Source organism: Pseudoalteromonas sp. GCY (assembly GCF_016695175.1).
Classification (GTDB): Bacteria; Pseudomonadota; Gammaproteobacteria; order Enterobacterales; family Alteromonadaceae; genus Pseudoalteromonas.
Map to the genome: position 1 here is coordinate 2,602,461 of NZ_CP068023.1, position 21,389 is coordinate 2,623,849.

At 44.3% G+C, this 21,389-nt stretch carries 22 protein-coding genes; 8 read left to right on the forward strand and 14 right to left on the reverse strand.

Going from position 1 to position 21,389, the window contains the following annotated elements; translation table 11 throughout:
- Window positions 1-108: 108 nt before the first annotated feature.
- The gene (locus JJQ94_RS16910) at window positions 109-1,314 is read left to right on the forward strand and encodes a Bcr/CflA family multidrug efflux MFS transporter (protein WP_099028862.1); all 1,206 of its coding nucleotides are present in this window, start codon (window positions 109-111) and stop codon (window positions 1,312-1,314) included.
- 55 nt (window positions 1,315-1,369) lie between these two features.
- Here JJQ94_RS16910 and JJQ94_RS16915 read toward each other — a convergent pair whose 3' ends face one another.
- From JJQ94_RS16915 to JJQ94_RS16935, 5 genes are all read right to left on the reverse strand, one after another.
- Complete coding sequence (locus JJQ94_RS16915) at window positions 1,370-1,933, reverse strand: YSC84-related protein (protein ID WP_099028863.1); 564 nt, start codon at window positions 1,931-1,933, stop codon at window positions 1,370-1,372.
- 74 nt (window positions 1,934-2,007) lie between these two features.
- Complete coding sequence (locus tag JJQ94_RS16920) at window positions 2,008-3,120, reverse strand: aminotransferase class I/II-fold pyridoxal phosphate-dependent enzyme (RefSeq protein ID WP_099028864.1); 1,113 nt, start codon at window positions 3,118-3,120, stop codon at window positions 2,008-2,010.
- 52 nt (window positions 3,121-3,172) lie between these two features.
- Window positions 3,173-5,278 (reverse strand): 5-histidylcysteine sulfoxide synthase, encoded by a 2,106-nt coding sequence (gene ovoA, locus JJQ94_RS16925; RefSeq protein WP_099028865.1) that lies wholly within the window; start codon window positions 5,276-5,278, stop codon window positions 3,173-3,175.
- A 298-nt stretch (window positions 5,279-5,576) separates the two neighbouring features.
- Window positions 5,577-6,440 (reverse strand): DUF417 family protein, encoded by an 864-nt coding sequence (locus JJQ94_RS16930; protein WP_099028866.1) that lies wholly within the window; start codon window positions 6,438-6,440, stop codon window positions 5,577-5,579.
- Window positions 6,441-6,558: 118 nt separating this feature from the next.
- On the reverse strand, window positions 6,559-7,428 hold the full coding sequence (locus JJQ94_RS16935) for a LysR family transcriptional regulator (RefSeq protein WP_099028867.1): 870 nt from the start codon (window positions 7,426-7,428) through the stop codon (window positions 6,559-6,561).
- A 103-nt stretch (window positions 7,429-7,531) separates the two neighbouring features.
- Between JJQ94_RS16935 and JJQ94_RS16940 the strand changes: the two genes are divergently transcribed.
- The 5 genes from JJQ94_RS16940 (at window position 7,532) to JJQ94_RS16960 (ending at window position 11,839) form a co-directional block, all read left to right on the forward strand.
- Window positions 7,532-8,503: a TDT family transporter gene (locus JJQ94_RS16940; protein WP_172439887.1), complete on the forward strand. Its 972-nt coding sequence runs from the start codon at window positions 7,532-7,534 to the stop codon at window positions 8,501-8,503.
- A gap of 98 nt (window positions 8,504-8,601) precedes the next feature.
- Window positions 8,602-9,087 carry a MarR family transcriptional regulator gene (locus JJQ94_RS16945; RefSeq protein WP_099028869.1) on the forward strand — a complete coding sequence of 162 codons (486 nt, stop codon included), beginning with the start codon at window positions 8,602-8,604 and terminating at the stop codon, window positions 9,085-9,087.
- Window positions 9,080-10,144, forward strand: coding sequence for an HlyD family secretion protein (locus JJQ94_RS16950; protein WP_099028870.1), 1,065 nt, complete (start codon window positions 9,080-9,082; stop codon window positions 10,142-10,144). The genes JJQ94_RS16945 and JJQ94_RS16950 overlap by 8 nt, the downstream gene beginning before the upstream one ends.
- Window position 10,145: 1 nt before the next feature.
- Window positions 10,146-11,177 (forward strand): DUF2955 domain-containing protein, encoded by a 1,032-nt coding sequence (locus tag JJQ94_RS16955; protein ID WP_099028871.1) that lies wholly within the window; start codon window positions 10,146-10,148, stop codon window positions 11,175-11,177.
- Window positions 11,178-11,191: 14 nt separating this feature from the next.
- The gene (locus JJQ94_RS16960; RefSeq protein WP_099028872.1) at window positions 11,192-11,839 is read left to right on the forward strand and encodes a tRNA (adenine(22)-N(1))-methyltransferase TrmK; all 648 of its coding nucleotides are present in this window, start codon (window positions 11,192-11,194) and stop codon (window positions 11,837-11,839) included.
- On the opposite strand, the gene JJQ94_RS16965 is transcribed toward JJQ94_RS16960, so the two are convergent.
- The 4 genes from JJQ94_RS16965 to JJQ94_RS16980 form a co-directional block, all read right to left on the reverse strand.
- Window positions 11,829-12,422: a DUF998 domain-containing protein gene (locus tag JJQ94_RS16965; RefSeq protein ID WP_099028873.1), complete on the reverse strand. Its 594-nt coding sequence runs from the start codon at window positions 12,420-12,422 to the stop codon at window positions 11,829-11,831. The two genes, JJQ94_RS16960 and JJQ94_RS16965, sit on opposite strands and share 11 nt — an antisense overlap.
- 85 nt (window positions 12,423-12,507) lie before the next feature.
- The gene (locus JJQ94_RS16970) at window positions 12,508-13,257 is read right to left on the reverse strand and encodes a substrate-binding periplasmic protein (RefSeq protein ID WP_236596502.1); all 750 of its coding nucleotides are present in this window, start codon (window positions 13,255-13,257) and stop codon (window positions 12,508-12,510) included.
- A 155-nt stretch (window positions 13,258-13,412) separates the two neighbouring features.
- The gene (locus JJQ94_RS16975) at window positions 13,413-13,994 is read right to left on the reverse strand and encodes a nucleoside deaminase (RefSeq protein WP_099028874.1); all 582 of its coding nucleotides are present in this window, start codon (window positions 13,992-13,994) and stop codon (window positions 13,413-13,415) included.
- 39 nt (window positions 13,995-14,033) lie between these two features.
- A complete protein-coding gene (locus tag JJQ94_RS16980; protein ID WP_099028875.1) occupies window positions 14,034-15,428 on the reverse strand; it encodes an aminotransferase-like domain-containing protein in 1,395 nt (464 codons plus the stop codon).
- A gap of 95 nt (window positions 15,429-15,523) precedes the next feature.
- Between JJQ94_RS16980 and JJQ94_RS16985 the strand changes: the two genes are divergently transcribed.
- Complete coding sequence (locus JJQ94_RS16985) at window positions 15,524-16,906, forward strand: pyridoxal phosphate-dependent decarboxylase family protein (protein WP_099028876.1); 1,383 nt, start codon at window positions 15,524-15,526, stop codon at window positions 16,904-16,906.
- A gap of 17 nt (window positions 16,907-16,923) precedes the next feature.
- Here JJQ94_RS16985 and JJQ94_RS16990 read toward each other — a convergent pair whose 3' ends face one another.
- From JJQ94_RS16990 to JJQ94_RS17010, 5 genes are all read right to left on the reverse strand, one after another.
- The gene (locus JJQ94_RS16990; RefSeq protein ID WP_099028877.1) at window positions 16,924-17,766 is read right to left on the reverse strand and encodes a hypothetical protein; all 843 of its coding nucleotides are present in this window, start codon (window positions 17,764-17,766) and stop codon (window positions 16,924-16,926) included.
- A 15-nt stretch (window positions 17,767-17,781) separates the two neighbouring features.
- Window positions 17,782-18,603 (reverse strand): hypothetical protein, encoded by an 822-nt coding sequence (locus tag JJQ94_RS16995; RefSeq protein ID WP_099028878.1) that lies wholly within the window; start codon window positions 18,601-18,603, stop codon window positions 17,782-17,784.
- A 129-nt stretch (window positions 18,604-18,732) separates the two neighbouring features.
- Window positions 18,733-19,185 (reverse strand): GNAT family N-acetyltransferase, encoded by a 453-nt coding sequence (locus JJQ94_RS17000; RefSeq protein ID WP_099028879.1) that lies wholly within the window; start codon window positions 19,183-19,185, stop codon window positions 18,733-18,735.
- A 15-nt stretch (window positions 19,186-19,200) separates the two neighbouring features.
- Window positions 19,201-19,488 carry a hypothetical protein gene (locus JJQ94_RS17005; RefSeq protein WP_099028880.1) on the reverse strand — a complete coding sequence of 96 codons (288 nt, stop codon included), beginning with the start codon at window positions 19,486-19,488 and terminating at the stop codon, window positions 19,201-19,203.
- Window positions 19,489-19,878 (reverse strand): HIT family protein, encoded by a 390-nt coding sequence (locus JJQ94_RS17010; RefSeq protein ID WP_099028881.1) that lies wholly within the window; start codon window positions 19,876-19,878, stop codon window positions 19,489-19,491.
- A gap of 176 nt (window positions 19,879-20,054) precedes the next feature.
- Here JJQ94_RS17010 and JJQ94_RS17015 point away from each other — a divergent pair, with 176 nt between their 5' ends.
- Window positions 20,055-21,128 (forward strand): SGNH/GDSL hydrolase family protein, encoded by a 1,074-nt coding sequence (locus JJQ94_RS17015; protein ID WP_099028882.1) that lies wholly within the window; start codon window positions 20,055-20,057, stop codon window positions 21,126-21,128.
- Window positions 21,129-21,389 lie beyond the last annotated feature (261 nt).

Below are 21,389 nucleotides of genomic sequence, written 5' to 3' on the forward strand. Positions count from 1 at the left end.
CGTCTTTTCGTTGCTCTACTCTAGTGCACCGAGTTCCATCTCCATATCAAGCGTCTCTGATTGGTGTATATATTCTGCTTAACATTAACAAGGTAACAATACCAACATATGAAGTCATCAACACTCCCCGCAATACTATTGCCATTATTGGCTAGTATTGTCGCGATAACGCCCTTGGCCATTGACCTCTATCTCCCCGCTATGCTTGCGATTGCAGACAGTTTGAATAGCCCGCTTGAGCAAGTACAGGTTTCTCTTAGTAGCTACTTGGCAGGCTACGCAGTCGGTATGATGGTGTTTGGCCCCCTTGCAGATAAATTTTCAAGACAGACTTTAGCTATTTTGGGCTTAGTCGGGTTTACCGCATCGTCAATTGGGCTTGCAGTGACAAATGACATCGATATGTTTTGCTTCTTACGTGTCGTTCAAGCATTTTGTGGTGCCGCAGCGACTGTCGTTGTACCTGGCGTGATCCGCTATTACTACAAAGAGCACACAGCCAAAGGAATGTCTTATGTCTCGATGATCATGATGATCGCGCCGCTTATCGCCCCTTCTCTTGGTGCATTGATCTTGTTGTACTTTGATTGGCACGCCATTTTTTGGTTTTTAGCGGTTTATGCGGTGCTAGTTATCATCGCATTACAGTTTTTCTGTATCGCAATTCCGACCAAAGCCGATGTACCGGTTAGCTTATCGTTTTTCTTAAAAAACTACCGCATTGTATTAACACAAAAGAAGGCCCGCTACGATATTCTTTCGTCGATGCTGGTATCGTTTGCATTCTTTTGCTTTTTAACCTCAGTTTCATTTATTTATCTTGAATATTATGGCGTGTCGGAGCAACTTTTTGGGGTGTTATTCGCCATGAATGTGATTGCATTGATGCTCGGTAACTTTGCCAACACGCGTTTAGTGCCAAGGCTTGGTTCTAGGAAAATGCTCAATATCGGTCTCGCGGTTGGTGTCGTCTGCTCCACGATCTTAGTCATACTCAGTAGCCAATCAGTCTCGGTTTGGGTGCTTGCATCTGCCATTGCGCCATTGATGATGAGTTTGGGGATCATTGCCAGCAACGCTGATGCGCTGATATTACTGAGCTTTGAACATCAAACCGGTACTGCTACCGCGGTAATAGGTACGCTACGATTTGGTAGCGGCGCTTTAGTCGGCCCTTTACTTGCACTCGCGGTTCCTGAGTCACCCATGCCGTTCTCAAGCTTTATGTTCGCCGCCATTGTGCTGACTATCGTCTGCCAGTTGTTAAATAGGCGTTTTGAGAAAAGTCTCAACGCCACAGAAATCAAAGAGTAATATACAAAAAGCCCCGACTTGCGGGGCTTTTTTATAAAGTCGTTATTACATCAGGTTAATTTAGTTCTTTATCTTTCCAGAACTTAGTGCCTTTTACTGTAGCTTGCAGTGCCAAACCACTCTCTGTAAAGGTGTACACAGTAACATCACCATAATAAGCCTCGCCTTCTACCGACGCTCCTTTTTTAGCGGCTTTCGCTGCAACATCTGCATTTCCGCCAAACGTCCAACCTGAAGTCACAAACTTATTCATCGCTTCAGGAGTATGGAATACCATCACAATGCGATAATCCTTTACACCTAGACCTAGACCTATACCACCTTCAGCCATATTCATATAGGTATTACTTCCTACCGCATTATCGTGTACGACACCGTAACCTGTTCCAGCTGCGACAAATAGCAGATTAATATTGGCATTAGAAAAAACAGCATAGCCTGGCGCTGCAGCAATTTGCGAACGCGTATCTGGCTTTTTGCTGTAAAGCTGAGTAAGTACATCGTTTTTCATATCTAGGATGGCACGTTGCTTTTCAACCTTGTCACCATCGCCCATTGAAGCACATGCACTAAGCATGACGGCCAAAAAGCCAGCCATTAAATGTTTAACGTTTACCATAGGTTTTTTCTTTCCTGCATTAATTGAAAATAACACTACCTATCATAGACGCTTAGTTTGAATGCTGGATTAATTTATTGTCTGAGGTGTGTTTCTAGCCTTGCCAAACCATCGGCAAAGTTACGCTTACCCGTTCCTAAACGAAAGTGGCACTCGCTTTCCAATAGAAATAACGTTGCGGGTAACAATAGAGTGTTCGAGGCCTCTGCAAATTGACGTGACCAATTGTATGAGTCCATTACTGCATTTATCTTCAGCAAAGACAACACTCCTCCACCGGGCTCAACCCAAGTTACTTTTTGCGAGTATAAACTGGCAAATTCACGCATCAATTGGACGTTGTTTGCAATGATTTTTGCATTATACGCTAAGATAGTTTCACTATGCAGTAATGCGGTCGTCGCCAATAAATCATCCACTTTACTGCCACAAATGCTTAAGTAGCTTTTACCGGCCAGCAGCGAATCTGCTAGTGCTTTCGAACCGCAAATTGCCCACCCTACTCGGATGCCAGGCAAGCCCATACTTTTGGATAATACGCCTAACGTAATCGACCGCGGATAAGCTAAAAATCGCCCACTTACGGCGCGGTCATCGCCATGGCTCTGTGCTGATACTTCATCACTTAAAATGTAAGCGCCGCACTGCTCTGCCAGTTGTTGTATTTGTCCAATTTCTTTGTCAGTCAAGCCTGTGCCCGTTGGATTATGAGGGGCATTGACGATAATGAGTTTGGTTTTTGTCGTCACTGCGTTTTTGAGTCTTTCTATATCAAACTGCCAGTTGTCCTCTTCTCGCAATGGTACCGTGTTGACGATAGCGCCAAACTGCTTGGGGAGTTTCGCTAGCGACGGATAGCTTGGTGTACAGACCACCACCTCATCTTGTGGGTCTAGTAATTGCGCCATCGTAGTGAAAATAGCTTCTTGAGCACCGCTAAACGTCACGATTTGATTAAGATCCACACATGCAGTCGTCGGCAGATGATAAGCTTTAATCGCCGCTTTTAGCCCTTCACTGCCCGCAATCGGATTGTAACCCAGTTCAATGTCTGGCATTTCGCCGCCACCAAGCTCAATAAGTTCACCAAGCGTGATGCCTTGAGCACAGGAATCACTCAAATTGATATCGATGGGAGCAGCCAAGCTTTGACTAAACTTAATGTGATCGGGTAATACTAATTCCATTCTTTAACCTAAAAAATCATGCCAGCACTTTGGCTGGCATGTGTATCAACGACTATTTAAGACGCCATAGCGTAAGTTGGCATCGCTCTAGTTCAACTTTACGTGCGTTTTTGCTTATGGCGGACATTACTTCATCTTCAGCCAACAGTTCAAAATCTCGTCCCAGTAAAATTTCTAAACCATCACGGCCCGTGACATTCTCACCACTGACCTTATAACCGCCCAACCAGTTTTGTGCTTGGGTTAGCGCTTTGTCCCACTGATAGGCTGAGCTTATCGCAAGGATCCCGCCTGCATTCAAGCGCGATTTAATTTGGTTTAAAAAGGTTTTTGGTGAATATAAGTATTCCACAACGCGATGACACAAGATTAAGTCATACTCTGCAAATTGTGGTTTAAGGTTATGACCATCTCCTTGGCAGAAATGGATACGCTCACTGAGTTCATTAAAACCTAATTGCGAAGTAGACACTTCGTGGAAGTCCACAATTTCACCTTCAATCTCGGTGGCAAAACGTACTAGCGTGCCTTCTTTTAAGGCCAACGCGTGTTGAATATTGCGCGCAGTAAAATCAATGCCATCTACTTGTGCAAAGTATTTAGCTAATTCAAAACTTGCACGACCGACCGAGCACCCCAAATCCAGCGCTTTATTTGTCTTACCTTGATAATGCATCATTAGCTGTGAAACAACACTTTGCAATGGATTGTCAAAATGCATGACAGGCTTGCCATAGTGGCTATGTAGCGCATTGGCAACGTCCGCATCCATTTCACACAGGTTGACCTTTTGCACTGGCACTTGTGGATCTTCACTTTCGATGTATCTGAATCCGGCATGTTGGAAGAAGTGGCGTCTAAAGGCATAACGAGAATCTCGCACGGCTTCGTTGCCTGTAGAAATCCAAGAACCACCTTTGATCAGATTATGTTTACCGTCAAAAGTAGGTGTCGAGAAATCATCGTATAAAGGGTGCACTTTAAAGCCGCTGTATGCGTCGATCGGACTTTCCGTCCATTGCCAAACATTGCCGATGATGTCGAATAAACCTTCAGTTTCAAAACGATTAATCGGGCAGCTTGAAGCACATACCTCAAGGTTGATGTTCCCCGGCGCTTCGCTCCATGTCGGCAGATCAACATCGAGCTTATCGCGCAGCACCTGCCACTCAGCTTCTGTTGGTAAGCGTACAAAATGCTCACTTTGCTCAGATTTCCAATTACAAAAAGCCTTGGCTTCAAGGTAATTAACCTCAACTGGCCAATTGAGTGGTAATGGGATTTCCTCGGCTAAGTTTCGCTGCCATAAGCCTGTGTCTTTTTTTACCCAAAAGCGCGGCATGGTTGATTTGGTTGAAGCCAGCCAAGCTTGACCCTCAGTCGTCCAAAACTCCGGTTGATTGTAGCCACCAGCTTCGACAAAGGTTAAAAACTCTTGGTTTGAAACCACATACTTACTGGCCTTGAACGGCGCCACATTGACGTCTTGTACACCATATTCGTTATCCCAACCGTAGGTTTGATTTGACTCAGGTTTGCCAAGCCGAACATCACAGCCGCTTACAGGAATTAGGCTATTGTCAGGTGCATCACCGTACTCATCACACGCTTCCCAACCGGATTGTAAAGTCAAGTCAGCCAGCGGCAGCATCCGCATTATCACAGAAGAGGTTTCTAGGTGGATACGCTCATGTTCAATACCCATCAAGACAACCCACGCAAGGCTATCTTGAGTGATTGGTAGGGTAATATCCATCTCATCGATTAACCCGTTAATAAGCGCATTCACTTGTCGGCGATAAGCACGCACTTCTGGCACTGTTGGCCAATCGTAATTATTGCTATCAAGGTCGTCCCAAGACATTTCGTCTACGCCAACTGCACAGGTAGATTCAATATGTGGATTAACGCGTTGAGTGATGTATTTCCCTAACATCAACTTATTAACGTAAAAACAAGCGGTATGACCGAAATAGAAAATGAGAGGATGCCGTAACCGCTCAGCCTTCACAAAATAGGCGTCGTCATTGTTGATATTGCTAAATAATGATTCGTACTGCTGCCAGCTATTGTTGAAGTATGCTTTGATCTCAGCGCGCTTTTTCTCTACGTCGCCACCTGAAAGCCAGATTGGCTTTAATGTATTTGGTCTTTCCATACAATTATCTTCTTTAAACTTGCTACTTCAATACATACACCATTTCAATGCATGCAGCTTTTAAACTTTGCTCACTTTGCCACTTAATGCCAATGGCATCTTGCTGTATACGTTTGATAATCTAGCTTAGACCACTGATATCAACTTTTTATGACCTTAACTTATTCACATTTAATTTTCACTGCCGACAGGGCGATTTTCAGAAAAAACTTCACTTGGCACATCTGGCATATGTGATAAAAAAAGAGCGCAACTCAGGTCACGCTCTTTTGGCAGCCGGGCTGCATCACAATGAAATTTACGCGACCGCTGACTCTATAGACTCAGCCGAGCTGGACTCCAATGTCAAAAATACCATCACCATGATATTGGCGATAAACCACAAGTCTTTAATCACAAATTGTCCTAAACCACCGAGCAAGCTCATGTCGCTAAACGCACCGGCTGCGGTAAACAAAAAGCTTTGTGTCATAACAAATACCGCAAGACACCCAAGGCTTGCAACACCAATCAAGACTCGCTGTTTGAACCAAATGCCAATGCCGAGCAAGCCTGCCATCAAAATGTCATAGGTGCCTATCACGTTTGAGGCTTCTTGCACGGTAAACAGCTCATACATCCAAGACATAAACGGTGAAGTTTCTACTAGCGGCACGATTGCTTTTGCTTCGAGTTCGAGAAATTTCATTCCACCAATCCAGACTAAAACCAATGCCACCGGAAAATAGTTCGCCCACACTAGCGTTCGCGTGTTGATATGATGACGGCAGTATAGAAATAGTGCGATGGGTACTAACGCAAAATACTTGATAATCTCTTGCCCAGAACCAATAACGGGAAAGCCGCCATGAGCTGCTATCCAGCGATTTTCGGCAAACAACGTCAACAAAGTAAATAAACTAATAATGGCGATTAAGGCAAGTGACCACGCCGCAGGAATAATCTTACATTGCTGTAAAATGACTAGACCAGCGGCGACCATTAACGCAAAGCCAAATACAATGCCAAGCGTGGCAACGGGCACCCACTCTGTTAACCCGTAAAAACTAAAGGTGCCTGAAATGGTACTTGGCCCAGCGCCAAACAAAAATGAAATGCCAAGCAGTAATAAGCTCACTGCTAACACACCTGAAATAGAATAATCGATAGTTCTGAACGACATATCTAACCTCTTAATATGCTATTGTCTATAAGACCCGAGGTTTTAGAAAGTTCATTCAGCGTTTGTGAAGTTTATACCCATTGCAAGCTGTGTTGAGTCGTTAGGTCGACAGCCCAGTTCAACGCCAGTGCGCCGCAAAGTCAATGAGTCGTGTTAATATTGGGCTTTGAAATTTATCTTTACGTGTCACCAGCCAAAACTGCCTCGGTGCAGCTTTTAAACCTGAAAGCGCCTTAATTCGTTGTTGTGCTATGGCATGTTCAGCCGAGTATTTTGAGATACACGCTAAACCGAGCCCAGCCGCAACACCATTTATAATCGCCTCGGTGGAATTTAACTCAAACGCAGTTCGCCACGACGTAAGCTGCGCTGCAATATTCACTAAGAAAAATTCTCGGCTGCCGGAGCCTTGCTCCCGCAACAGCCAACGAGATTGATTTTGTATCAGCGTTTGAAAGTCAGTTACCGCAAAGTCCATTGCACTCACGATACACATTTCATCTTCAAACCAAGGCATGATGTCTAAATCTTCGCCTATCACTCGGCCTTCAACAAAACCAATATCTAATTCGTAATCACGAAGCATGGCGCACACCCTCTCCGTATTGGTGATAAACAACTGCTGCTGTGTATGCCCGGTTTGCTGCTGAAAATCCGCTAACATGGGAGGCAGCAAATGATTGCCTAAGGTATCGCTAGCACCGATTTTAATTTCGCCATATAGCCTCTCGCTTTCTTTAAATAGGGACTCCAAGAAGCGACATCTATCAAGCACTTGATGCGCATGCGGTAGTAATAGCTCTCCGGCAGGATTTATCATTAATCGATTGTTTACACGATCGAATAATGGTTGTTCGAGGTGACGCTCTAACTCCGCCAGAGCCATACTAACAGCGGCCTTAGTTAAACATAGCTTATCAGCTGCGGCCGTGATCGAACGCTCTTGCACTATTACCGTAAATACATTGAGTTGCTTAAGAGTTATCATTACCGTTAAGAATTATTGAACACTAATTTAAATATATTCAGATATTCTTAATTAAAGCGCAAGCGTATTATCCCCTCACCGAACAATTGTTGTGAAATTACGCATGGCTACTCTTCTTTCTTATGGTAAAAAACTAACCGCCAATATCCCCACCCCTATGTCTGGTCTTGCTCTTGGGCTAGCTAGTTTAGGCTGGTGTATCAGTAACCTCTTTCCCGCATTTTTTGTGTTAAAACCTTTAAGTGCACTGCTGGCTGGCTTTATTTTATTGCTGTTAGTGCTTAAGTTTATTCATCAACCGGCTCAATTAAGAGCAGATCTCGCGCACCCAGTGGTTGGTAGTGTATTACCAACCACTGCCATGACAATCATGGTGATTTCTCATAGCATCTCGGCCTATTCTCATCTTATTGCAACTGTGGTTTGGCTACTCGCCATTGCACTTCATCTAGGGTTGCTAACCAGCTTCGTGTATTTTCGCAGCCGCAATTTTGAGCTTAACCAGCTAGTGCCAAGTTGGTTTATTCCTCCTGTGGGGTTTGTCGTTGCCGACGTCACCTTTAACGGCATGTCAGCGTTGCAACCTTTGGCTATGGGGCTTTGGTACTTAGGGGTGATATTTTACCTGCTACTGCTGCCAATCATGATTTACCGGTTGTGCAGAGGCAGTGCCATACCACAGCAAACCCAACCCACAATTGCAGTCATGGCAGCCCCCGCCAGTCTTTGTTTGGCAGGATATTTAAGTGTCCACCCGATGCCAGCGGCTGGCGTGGTATTTACCCTACTGAGTGTTGCTATTGTTATGACTCTAGCGATATACCTTGCTTTTATTCGGCTTCTGCGGCTGCCATTTAGTCCCGCCTTTGCGGCATATACCTTTCCATTGGTCATTGGCGTCACCGCCATTAGTAAGGTCGTCACTTGGCCCGGCAGCGAACACTTAAGCCTAGGCTGGTTAAGCCTGTTACAGTACCTAGTTTGGTTTGAACTTGTTGTTGCGATCGCTGTAATTAGCCACGTTTGTATTCACTATGTGCGATTCTTACTAAGAATAAACACTGCCAATTCATAGAGTTAAAATAATATTGCAATAACCTAAACACACGCCATTTACTTAGCATGCTAACTAATCTAGAATACTTAGCATGCTAAGTAAATATATCTTAAGTTATGTCGTCACTTCCATTTCATGAAACGCTCGATCTTAGTCTCTGTGGCAAGTTAGGCCGAGTCCATAGAATTTGCCGTCAAGCCGTGACTCAAGCTGTAGAGCCACTCGGTTTTACCCAGCCACGTTGGACCGCCATGATGCATATTCATCACTTAGGTGAAGGTTGCACACAACACCAATTGGCGTGCAGTTTAGATATCGAAATGCCGAGCCTGACCCGCACGATGAAACAGTTAGAAGAGAATAATGTGATTGAGCGCCGCGTTGATAAGCAAGACAAACGCTGTCGTAAAATCTACTTCACCGAACACGGGCAAGCCCAGTTAACGCAGCTAAAGATGCGGATCAGTGAAGTGAAGGCACTTTTATATCATGGGCTTAGCGATGACGAGCTCAATGCTATTGCACATGCTTTGGTCAAACTTGAGAACAATGCTCAGCAATGTTGTGACAATGTTTCTGAAAATGGGAGTACCAGTGAGTAAACTTAGTCCAGATCAGCAATTTTCCCGCTACGTAAAGGTTTCAATCGCCCTTTTTGCACTCTGCTTTAGCTATTTTATCTTTGCTGATCTCTACATACCAATGACGCCTCAGGCACGTGTGTATCATCAAGTAACCAAAGTGACGCCTAAAGTCAGTGGTGAAGTGCTTGCAGTGAATGTCAGCAATAACCAAAGAGTTCAGCAAGGCCAACTACTACTTACTATCGATGAAGCGCCGTATCGTTTAGCATTAGCTAAAGCTGAGCTCGCTTTAGCAGAGGTTAATCAACAAAACAAACAATTAGATGCGCAGATAGTTGCTCAGCAAGCGCAAATAGAGGCTGCTGTAGCCAAATATAATGAACAACAGCGACTGTATAAGCGCAGCCAATCTTTGCTGTCACAACACGCAATTTCAACGCAGGAATCAGATCAAATTCAAGCAAATTTTGCGACGGCTAAGTCACAGCTTAGTGCACTCAGAGCTAATCTACATGCGCTTGAAGTAAAGCGTGGTGCAACCGACGAACATAATATTGCACTACAGCAAGCACAAAATGCCGTAGAGCAGGCTAAATTGCAACTCAGCTATACCGAAATCCGCGCGCCCCATGATGGCATCATTAGTAACTTGCAGATCACCACGGGAACCTATGCTCGCACAGGTGTGAGCCTAACCAGTTTGGTTTCGGACAATGTTGACTTAGCTGCGGATTTCAGAGAAAAATCGCTCTACCACGTCAAACTTGGCGAACAAGCGTTAGTGAGCTTTGATGCGGTACCGGGTAAAGTCTATCCCGCCGTGATCCATGAATTTTCTGCCGGCGTCAGTGATGGACAGCTCAATGCCGACGGCCAATTGGCTGCCGTTGAGACCTCCAACCGCTGGGTGCGAGATGCGCAGCGTCAACGCGTTCATTTAGCATTTGAAGAGCCATTACCTTTATTAGCAAGTGGTGCTAGAGCGACAGTTCAAGTCCTGCCTGAAAGCACTTTGCTTGCAACGCTTGCACAAGCGCAAATCAAATTCGTCAGTCTACTTCACTACGTTTATTGATATGAAAGTTGCACTAAACGCCAATGACCTGAGACAGATGCTGCGTATTGCAACTGGCAGTACGCTAGGCTTTGCGCTAAGCAAATTGCTCAACTGGCCGTACGGTATCTTTTTTACCGTATATCCCATGCTGCTACTTGGGTTAGTACCAATGTTAAACGCACACATAGTGCGCCAGTTTATCTTAAGTGGATTGGTCTGTGCCTTTTCGGTATTGGTGCTACAAGGTCTATTTGGTTTCCACCCTGCGTTAATGTCCTTACTCACCTTTGCCTTATTTGCCTTTTTGTTTTTGCAAATGAGCAAAGGCGTTAACTTCTTATTTGGTGCAATGAGTGTGGTGGGACTATCAATCCAACTTCATTTTGCCAGTTACGCTTCAACCAGCGGTGGTTTGTATTCACTCATAGCCAGTAACTCCTTGGCTATTATCATTAGTATCGCAACCGCATATGTAATGCATTGGTTATTTCCGGATGTTGCAGTGCGTCAATTACCGCCACGGCCAGCGAAAGATGCGGCAAGTATTCGCCATGAAGTCCTACTGTGCGCCACCGTAGCCACACTCTCATTTATGGTATTCCAAATCCTAGATTTACAGGATTCCGTTTCCGCCCAAGCGGCATCAATATTAATCCTCTTTCCACTGAGTTGGAAGGCGGCAGGCACTGCGGGCTGGCAACGCGCAGTTGGCACACTGATAGGCTGTAACTTGGCGTTAGCAGCGCAAATCCTACTGCAAACCTATAGCCAAATTTTACTTTTTCCAATTTTGATTTTGTGGATCTTAATCTTCATTTTCAGTCGCTATCACTTGCTAAGTGGTGGTGCTCCTGGGATTGGCTTTGGTATTATTACCACTTTTGGGATCTTGTTTGGTCAGTCTCTCGCACCAAATCAAGATTTAATTTACAGCGCACTGTATCGCTTCAGTTCAGTGAGCGTTGCAATTACGGTAAGTCTCTGTGCAATTTACCTTATTCATCGCCTACTTAATCACTTTAGTACAACGCGCCACCATACCTACGCCTGATAAAAGGAATCCACTTGAAGCTTGGAAAACGCTTACAGACTTTGCATGATGTTGTTACTGAAGACTATCAACATATTTGGGACTGCTGCTGCGATCATGGCCAGCTTGGCGCACAATTTTTACATTCGAGCCAAGCGCACATACACTTTGTTGATGTAGTCCCAGCGCTTATCGCGAAAGTAAAACTGGATCTCGCACGCTTCTTTCCAGAAGCTGAAACGCGCTATAGCCTTTACACTCAAGACGTTGCGAAGCTCCCTCTTGCACAATACTCAGGCAGGCAGTTAGTGATCATCGCAGGTGTTGGCGGCGACTTAACCGCAGAACTGATGACAAGCCTTTGCTACAATTTACGTGATGAGGTCGATTTCTTGCTCTGCCCAGTTCATCATCATTATACCCTGAGGCAAACCTTACAATCTCTGCCACTTAAGCTGATCCATGAATCACTGATTGAAGAAAATCGGCGTATTTACGAAGTGCTCTATCTCACTTCAGGTAAGACAGGCACTACCATAACCCCATTGGGCGAAGCGATTTGGCAACAAGGCACGCTTTCCAAACACTATTTAGAGAAGACGCTGGATCATTATGCACGAGTTGCCAAAGGCAAACCCGAAGCGCAAGCCATTTTATCGGCTTATCAACACCTTACACTATAAAACACAGCGCACTCAGCCAGACTAGCTGAGCGCCATAACTTAATCGCTGATAGAGCCCACTATTACGCTTTTGCTTGTAAGCGTTGGCAAGCTGATAGCTAAAACCGACACAAACAAGTACACAAACGGTAGAAAACCAAGCAAATAGCGAGTTTAACGGGCTTACAAACCAAACCAATAAAGGTGCGATAAGTAAACTTAATAGCATTACCATGCCCGCGAAAGAATGAATATTACACGCTCGACTTGGCGAGGTTGTGTATGGATCGGGATCCATAGGAAAGAAACCTGCAACAGCGGTTGCTAGACCATGACAAACAATCAAACCGCCAATAACACCTAACGCCCAGTTCCCTTCAGGTACCAAGATGATATAAAAACCAAAACAACAAAATAGTAGGGCTAAGGGGTAATTATTAACTGCAGGAGACAATCGCTCTGTTGGGCTACCACTGGCCCCTAACTCACTACAAAATTGATTTTTGTGACTATAATTTGGGTAACGCTTGGCAACGCCATATACCCCCACCAGCATCCATATACTTGCTAGTATGCCAAAATAACTCACCAACTCTTGGAACATCACGCCTATCCTTAATGCGCTAAATTTATGTCTACACACTTTATACTAATTTAGGAACATACGAAACCAAGCGGTTGCATTCAATTTAGTGTATTTTCCAGCGCTCCAAAATAGCTTGTTGCTGACCGCTTTGACTTAAATCCGCCAGCGCATGCTGCAGGCGGTTCGCAAGCTCATTGGGAAATTCTGCATTCACCGCCAGAGCCAGCTCACTTGGGAAATGCTCAAGAAGTAACTTATGCTCAATTGCTTTTGGGTCCAATTTAAGGGCATTTAGTTCTTTCTCGAGTGTTAGAGTGTTGGTTAGCACAAAATCAATCCGGCCCTTAAACAATAAATTCCAAAGACTTTGGTAGTTTGACACTAATACCAATTCATAGCCTTCAGAAAAGCCAGCTTGTTTGAGAAAGGTTTCACTATAATAACCGCGTATGGTTCCGGTACGATACCGCCTTGCAGCATCAAGATCATTTATTGGCGTTTGAGATTGTTTCAGGCCAATGAGTGATGCGGACGTATGGCACATGGTCCCCAAAAAGCGGAAATAGACTTCTCGAGTTGGTGTTTTTAGCCAAGATAACAGCACCACATTAGGCTTAGTTTCTAATTCGTGTAACACACGTGCCATCGGCATTATTTCAATTTTAGCAGTAACATTTGCTTTATCTGCTACCGCTTGAGCAAGCTCAACTAGGCCACCATCCACTTCTCCTTGGCCATTAATAAAATGATAGGGAGGCAAATCTTCCGCTACAAAGTGCACCGTTTCTTGTGGCGAAGCAATTATTTTGGTTGATGCAAGTAGCGCTATAAGGAATAAAATTTTCCGGATCATTTTACCTCAATAAATTAAATAATCATTCGGTCAGTGTGCCCGTATTTGCATTGCAATTCAATCCGCAGCAATGGCTATATTGCCTCAAAAGTATTTCATTTGATAATCAACTACATCATGTAGTAATGGTTTTACCTCGCCATGGGTACAGTTAGCTACTTATGACCTGCGTTTACCGCTGCCAGACCTTGCCAATCTTCTAAATCTTGTTCTGGCTTCTGTGCTCGAAATTGTTGATACAATGCGATACCTTGCTCATCTTCTAAAATATCGACCTGTACACCCTTACTTTCAAGTAACGGCTCATTGCCTGAAGCATTAGTGATATCACCCACCACGACTCGCTGAAAACCACGCATGTAGAGTAATGTTGCGCATACGTCACAAGGACTTAGGCTGGTATACAAAGTAGTTTTACTAAAATCAATCCGTCCCGCATCTCGAATTGCCGAGGTTTCGCCGTGGTTATATGGGTGATTCTCTTGAACTAACGTATTATGTCCTTTTCCTACAATTTGATTGGTTTCGTTATCAACAATAACCGCACCAATTGGACAACCGCCCTCTTCGTAACCTTTTTTTGCCAGTAGCACAGCGATGCGCATAAAGTCTTTATCGCAAAGCTTACGCGTAAAGTCGCTATTGAGTAATACGCTAAGACTCTTGGTTGGCATATGTGCAATGGCATTGAGCGCTTCACTATTTACTTGGGTTTCAGCGTTGAGTAATACAGTCATTTTTATTTCCTTGTGGTTTTCTATGATCCGAGCTTAACGCTATAATTTGACGTAATTATGGAGCACCCAATCGCAAAGCTTATCTAACCAGGGTTTTGCCGTTTCAAGTGGCCAACCGCAATTGATCCGCAGATGATCTTGATACAACTCACGACTTGTAAATAAGCTGCCTTGGCGAATTTCAACCCCAAGTTCGGCTAGCCGTAAAGCGAGTGCATCACAGTCAATATTAGGCAGTTTCAGCCATAATGCCATTCCGCCCTGAGGGGAAGATATTTTACAGCCCTTCGGTAAACGCGATTTCAAATAGCTTTGGTAAGCGAAGCAGTGTGCCGCTAAGGTGCGATTAAGCGTCCGTAAATGGCGCTGGTAATGTCCTGTCTCAATAAAGCGTGATACCGCCATTTGTAAACATTGATTTGGCATGCCGTGAAATGCCTGCATGAGCGCGGCCACTTGGCTTTGATAACGTCCAGCTTCACACCATCCAACTTGCAAGCCCGGCGCTAACGTCTTAGACACTGAACTACACCAAATTACATATCCGGCTTTATCCCACGCCTTTATCGGTAAAGGCATTGTGTGATTATGGCTCAGCTCCCCAAAGACGTCGTCTTCGATAATCGCCACTTGATACTGCGCAGCAAAACCCGCGAGCCACGCTTTTTGTTGCACAGATAGACTGTGCCCCGTTGGGTTTTGGTGGCTTGCCGTAAGCAAACACGCTGATACCCTTTGCGTTGTCACGACCTGTTTTAAGGCTTCTAGATCGAGTCCTTCTGGCGTCGTTGGGATCTCAATCACCTTGAGCTGTAGCGTCGCAAGCAGTTGCAATAAACCTTGATAACATGGTGACGGCACCACCACACAATCCCCCGCTTTTGTGACAGCCTGCAGTCCCGCCATCACGGCTTGAATACAGCCGCCCGTCACCACGAGATTATCAGGATTCAGCGCCAACCCCTTTTGTTTAAAGTGCTTGGTTAGATTCTCTCTGAGCGACATCAGTCCCATCGCGCTTGGATAATGAAAATGGTGATACTGAGGAGAGTCGAACGCTTGCTTTATAAACTTAGTCAAGCGATTTATGGGCATCAACTCGGGCGCTACTTGCACCGTCGATAACATCGTATTGAGTCCTACGATAGAGGGACTTAACGCACTTTTAGGAGATTTCACTTCACTCGTAAACGTGGCAAAGTCAATGTCACTATTTTTTGCTTTCGGTTTACAAATATAAAAACCAGATTTCTCTTGAGAAGCTAAGAAGCCATTATCCTGTAATTCCTCGTAGGTTCTAATTGCAGTACTCATGCTCACGCCATGCTGCTTGGCAAAGATCCTAAGTGAAGTCATTTTTTCACCGCATTGACGTTCACCAGCGTTTATCTCTGCAATCACTTGCTCACTTAATGTAATAAACTTCCTCGCCATCTGTACCCTTAATAACAAAGAATTTTGTATCTGTACTGCATTTTTACCGAAGTTACACTGTAATTCCAGTATTCGTTCACAAATAGGATTGGCACATGACGATGACACACAACCAATGGCAAGCATTACCCCAATTACTCACTGAATTTTCTAAACTTACCGAGGCGTTTATACAGTCTAGCAATAGCCGCCCAGTCGCAGGTCGAGATATTGCTCCGCCCGACCTAACACTCACAGAATCAGGGATTGAATTTGAGTCTCTGATTGAGGTTTTTAGTAAACAAGTGGTGCCAAACTTAAGCACCAGTACTGGACCTAGATATTGGGGATTCGTCACCGGCGGCGCAACGCCAATCGCCACCTTTGCCGATTGGCTGGTGTCAACCTATGACCAAAATGTCTCAAAGGGCGATGGCTCCATTGCGACCAATATAGAACGGCAAGCCATTCGCTGGCTAACCGAATTATTCGACCTACCAGCAAGCTTTGATGGCCTTTTTACTACAGGGGCAACAGCGGCAAATTACTTAGGTGCAGTCATAGCACGCCAGTTTGCAGGGCATCAACAAGGGATCAATGTGGCAGAAGATGGAGCCTTCGGTTTGGAAGTTGAGGTTTTTTGCGCAACCCCCCACGCCAGTATGATTAAGGCGCTTGGTCTTGCAGGCCTTGGCCGCAACCAAATCACTAGAATCGCAACGCAAGTAGGCAATGAGGCTACGGATATTGCAGCGCTTGAGTCAGAGCTTGCAAAAAGTAACGCCAAAGGAAAAATTGTCATCGCCAGTGCCGCCACGGTTACTGGCACTAATTTTGATGATTTAATTCAGATCCGCCGTCTATGCGATAAACACCAAGCTTGGCTGCATGTTGATGCTGCATTTGGCATTTTCGACCGTCTGATCTCTGGCTCAGAAGGTCGTACTAAGGGGTTAGAGTTAGCCGATAGTATTACCTTGGATGCACACAAGTGGCTCAATGTGCCATACGATTGTGGGATCTTTCTCACTCGTCATTTGCACTACTTGGTTGAAAGCTGCGACGTTCCAGCTCCTTACTTGGTCACATCAAAAGCCGACCCCGACTTTTTTTCGATGGGTGTAGAAAACTCTCGTCGATTTAGGGCACTGCCCGTTTGGATGTCATTACTTGCCTATGGTAAAGACGGGATCCGTCAATGGGTAAGCAAAAATATTGCGCAAACCAAACAACTTGCAGACTGGTTTGCTGATTCTCCAGACTATGAATTAGTCTACTACGGAGAGCTGAACGTGGTGCTTTTCAAGCCAAGTGGCAAAGACGACGCAGCAACAGCCGCCCTCCTTCATGCCATTAATGCGGATGGCCGTATATTTGTCAGCCCAGGAAGTTGGCAAGGACAGAAGGTGATCCGTGCTGCGCTCAGTAATTGGCAAACGGAGCAAGTTGATTTAGACATAGCAAAAAGCGCATTAACCGAACTAGCTAAGGCGCTTTAATATTATAATATTTGAAGTTAGCTAACGCTGTGGTTAGGAGTAATACTTTGCGCCAATTTGCGACTGTATTCCTCAAAATCGATATTGCTTTGCTCACCAAGTCCAACCACCGCATGAGAAATAAACTGCGGTGGTACAAATAGATAAGTACGTTTTTTAAATTTCCAATGACGCACGATGTGCTTGGGCTGATGCTTGTCTTCATCTAACCCAGCCAACGAAAATAAGTCTTGCCAGTCACTTTCAGTATCGCCTGTCGACTGGGCAATGCTTTGTGGTTCGATACTAAGCAAAATTGCCGACGTTTGTGGCACGCCCATCAACAGCTCACCAATAAAAAAGATGCTACCACTGCGGCAAAGCTGCTGCTGCGCTTCCGTCATCTCAGATTGCTCTGCCATCTTCGCCCTTTGATATTGCATACCATTAAACATGGACTTGGCAAAAGGCAGCTGCTTTTCAGAAAACTCTCGATTTAAGACATGCTGAAACAGCGCTTTGCCGAGCGTATTACCTACGCCATCGTGACTAAAAGTGCCTTCTTCTACATTGGTTTCAATGAAAAGCCCTGACTCTACCAAAATATTTTTCACAGCTTGGTAGTTAAATATTGAAAACGGCTTCCCCGTCACCGGATTTGTTGTCGACGTCACCGCTTTTGTCATCGCAGCAAAAAACACACTAATATCAACGAATGCACTTTTTAAGTCAGTGTCAAAGCTCTGAATGCTATCCGCCGTGGCACACAGCATGATATTACCCGTTTCATTAAACACATAATGTTTAGTAATTGGGGTATATATTGGCTGTGATTGCGGTTTTGACGGTTTATCTTGCTTGCTAAACCAAGTTGAGAACATTGTTTACTCCCAACATTAACTGTCCTTTTTAGTCGTTTTACTGGCTGCAGTGGTTTGCGGCGGTGCGGCTATGACACTTCGCATTGATTCAATCAGATTATTAAATTCAGGGTCTGACATCGCCTCATTGAGCGATGCCGCTTGCTTGACAAATGCAGGTGGCACAAATAAGTATACTGATTTGCACAGACTTAACTGCACCTCTGTATGCCCGCCTTGTAAGCAAGGACCCGCTTGCCAAATGGCTTTTACATCATTGGCATCAGCTGAAATGACAATGGGCGCGATAGAAATTGCACCAAGTAGATATTCACAGACAAAAATGATGGTGCCGACCTTTTTGTCTTGATTGTCAGAACTCGCACTGATACTTACCGAGGCTTGCCCCATACCAGCGATCATATCCATCAATGATTTACCTATAGAGGCTAAATTACCACTGAGCCCTAGTAAAGTTTGGATCAACTGGCTTGATAAGGTGACGCCACTTTGCTTACTTTCAAATTGAATATTGCTATCCGTCACTTTGACAAAAAGACCGGAGCTTGAGACTAATTTATTGAGTGCATCGTAGTCGTACAGACTTGTCCCGGCTTCCGCCATCGCTTTTGTGAGTGCGGCAAAAAATACGCTGACTTCACCAAACGCATTTTCAGCTTCTTGCGGCAACACACTTCCACCTGCGGTACTGTTTAGCGTACTTGCGATAAATAAGTTGCCGGTGGCGTTCACTACAAATTGTTTAGTCGCTGGCACTTCATTACTGTTTGTCGTCGTTAAATTAGCGGCTCTGGTTTGTGCATTGCTCACTACAGTGCCTGGTTGAGGTGTTGGCATACTCGTTCCTTAGATCTTGATCTAGCAGATATTCTTCTTATGTCGATTTAGTGTAGTCGCATTTTTAATTACTTAAAATTTACTTTTGTGATTATTTACAACCCAACCTATGTCATAAAATATCCTTGCTTAAGTTCGGTCTAACCTCATTGGAATAAATCTAATACCGTTTTTCTGCGCTTCTTGCCCTGTCGCCTGAAAACCTAGCGCAATATAAAAAGATGCTGCATTAAGCGATGAGCACAATGAGACTTGAGCTGCGGATGTACTCGCTAGCACAGTATCTAATAATTGCCGACCAATCCCTTTACCTTGGGCTGACTTGGCAACAAATAAATGGGTGAGATAGTTACCATCTCTTAATAAAGCAAATCCAATCAGCTCACCGTTTAATAACGCCTTGGCACCGACAAAATTGGCGTTGCACATCACCTGAGTCACTTCAGGTAATATTTCGTTTAAATAAGTATCTTTTCCAAGCTGCGAAAAATGGGGTAAGACGTCAGCCTCTGAAACTTCACGCATTAAACTTTCAATGGCATTCGCATCCTCACCCTGAATAGCATTGATGGTAATCTTCACTTGTGACCTTTTGATTTATTGCGTGCTTACATTTCTGGCAAACGTTATCCCAAAAAAGAAATGCATTGCAGCTAAGCTAAATATTAACTTACTTAAACTGGCATCGAAAAACCAAATACCAATAGCAAGTACGGGATGCATAGCAACCATTACCCACCAGCACACTCGGCCAATTTTGTAGAGTGGGTAGCCATGTTTCTTTTGGAAATTTAATAATCCAAACGCCCAAGGCAACAAAGTCCAGACGAGTGACATACAAAGCAATAGCGTTACAGCAACCTTGATTAACACTTCCCCAAGCATCTATAACCCCTCAAGTGAGGTACGCAAAACCTCTAGAGGTTTAACATTGAGTTCATCACTTCCAAACGCAAAACTATCTCGCTTATAGCGGGGGAAAATATGCAAGTGGTAGTGGCTCAATTCGTTAAAGTGCCCGTTGTTTTGCACCAGCGTAATCCCATCTGGGGAAAATTTACGCTCAATTCGCACATAAAGGTCACGCGCAACGCGGTGGATTTCAGCCAGTATGGATTCTGGGACCTGAAGAAGCGTTTCATAAGGGGATTTGGGGCAAATTAAGATATGACCAAAGTTAATGGGGTCATGATCGGCAAACGCAATAACCTGCTCTGATTCATATACAATGACCGCTTCTATATTCCGAGCAACTATCTGTTCTACAATCGTCATCAGCTACCTCTCCTTTACCTGATTGCATAGAGTACTGTACCTGAGCGAGCTCCCCCCTGCCAGCGATATATTCTATTTTCTCCTTTGTTAAGTGAATAATTTTCAAGCCTAAATTCACTCACAACACATTTAAACCAGTTACATTATTCAATGAATAACCCTACAAGGAATACAACATGTTAAAAACATTAGTTACGGTGGCTTTATTAGCTTCTGGAAGTGTAGCCAGTGCAGCAAATCACGCAGCTACCCATCATGCGATTCATTATGAAGGACGCGTCAATAAAAACTACTCAGATGGCAGTGTGAGTTTTAATTGGCCGGGTAGCCAGCTGCATACAAAACTCGTCGGCCGCGCCTTTCGTATCGAGTTGATGGGCTATGGCGATCAATTCGATGTATTGATTGATGGCAAATTTACAAAAAAGCTAAAGACCAATGCAGATGGTGTTGCTGAGACCTTCACACTATTTGAAAGTACAAAGGCAGAAACCGTCACAATTGAACTCGTTAAACGCTGGGAGCACTACGAACACAATACCCAAATTCTAAGTGTTGATGTGGACGGAAAATTGGAATCAATCCAACAGCCACAACCTCATATCTTATTTATTGGCGATTCAATTAGCGCAGGCTTTGGCAGTGAGTCCACCCAAAGACAGTGTGAATGGAGCGAAATTCTCGATTTAAGTAACGCGCGTAAAGCGTTTCCATATATGAGCGCACAACAGTTGGGTGCCAGTTTTACCCAAGTTTCATACTCAGGTTTAGGCTTAATTCGAAATTGGGGCGGCAATCAACCGCATCATACGCTGCGTAGTTACTACGACAAAATGTCAGCAGTATTTACCGACAACACTGACTTTGAAGACAAGTTTCCACAGCTTATAGTCATTGAAGTAGGCACAAATGACTTTAGTACCGATCCAACCCCTACCGAGCCTTGGCAAACCATTGACGAAGTCAAAACGCAGTGGATAGAAACAATGGCCGTTTTCACCAAACAGCTGCGTGCAAGATATCCTGCGGTTCCCATTATTTATATGCCTCGTCCGGCATATCCATATAACTTTATAATTCCTGCAACACACGACGCAATTGCAAAGCTTAATCAGCAAGATATCAGTAAACTATACAGTCATACATTTGACTCACCATTAGAAGGCTGCGTGTGGCACCCAACCGCTTCGGAACATCAAGGCATTGCTGATAAACTCGTTACCTTTATCAAGCAGCAAACACTTCTCTAAGCAAATGTTCAGCGTTATTCAGTGAGATTAAGCTCGTCGTACTGAATAACACGCTCCTATTTACAAACTTTCACATTGTTTTTTATACAAAAATTCACAACAAAAAATAAACTCACCCGCTTTAAAAGCGGGTTAATGAGAACGATTTTTATTTGTAAAAATAATACTCGTTGAGATTTATACTTTTATCAATACGCAAAGCTGTTACTTTAAACGACTCACTTTAGTTTCGTTTATCACAACAAAAAGATCCAGGGATAA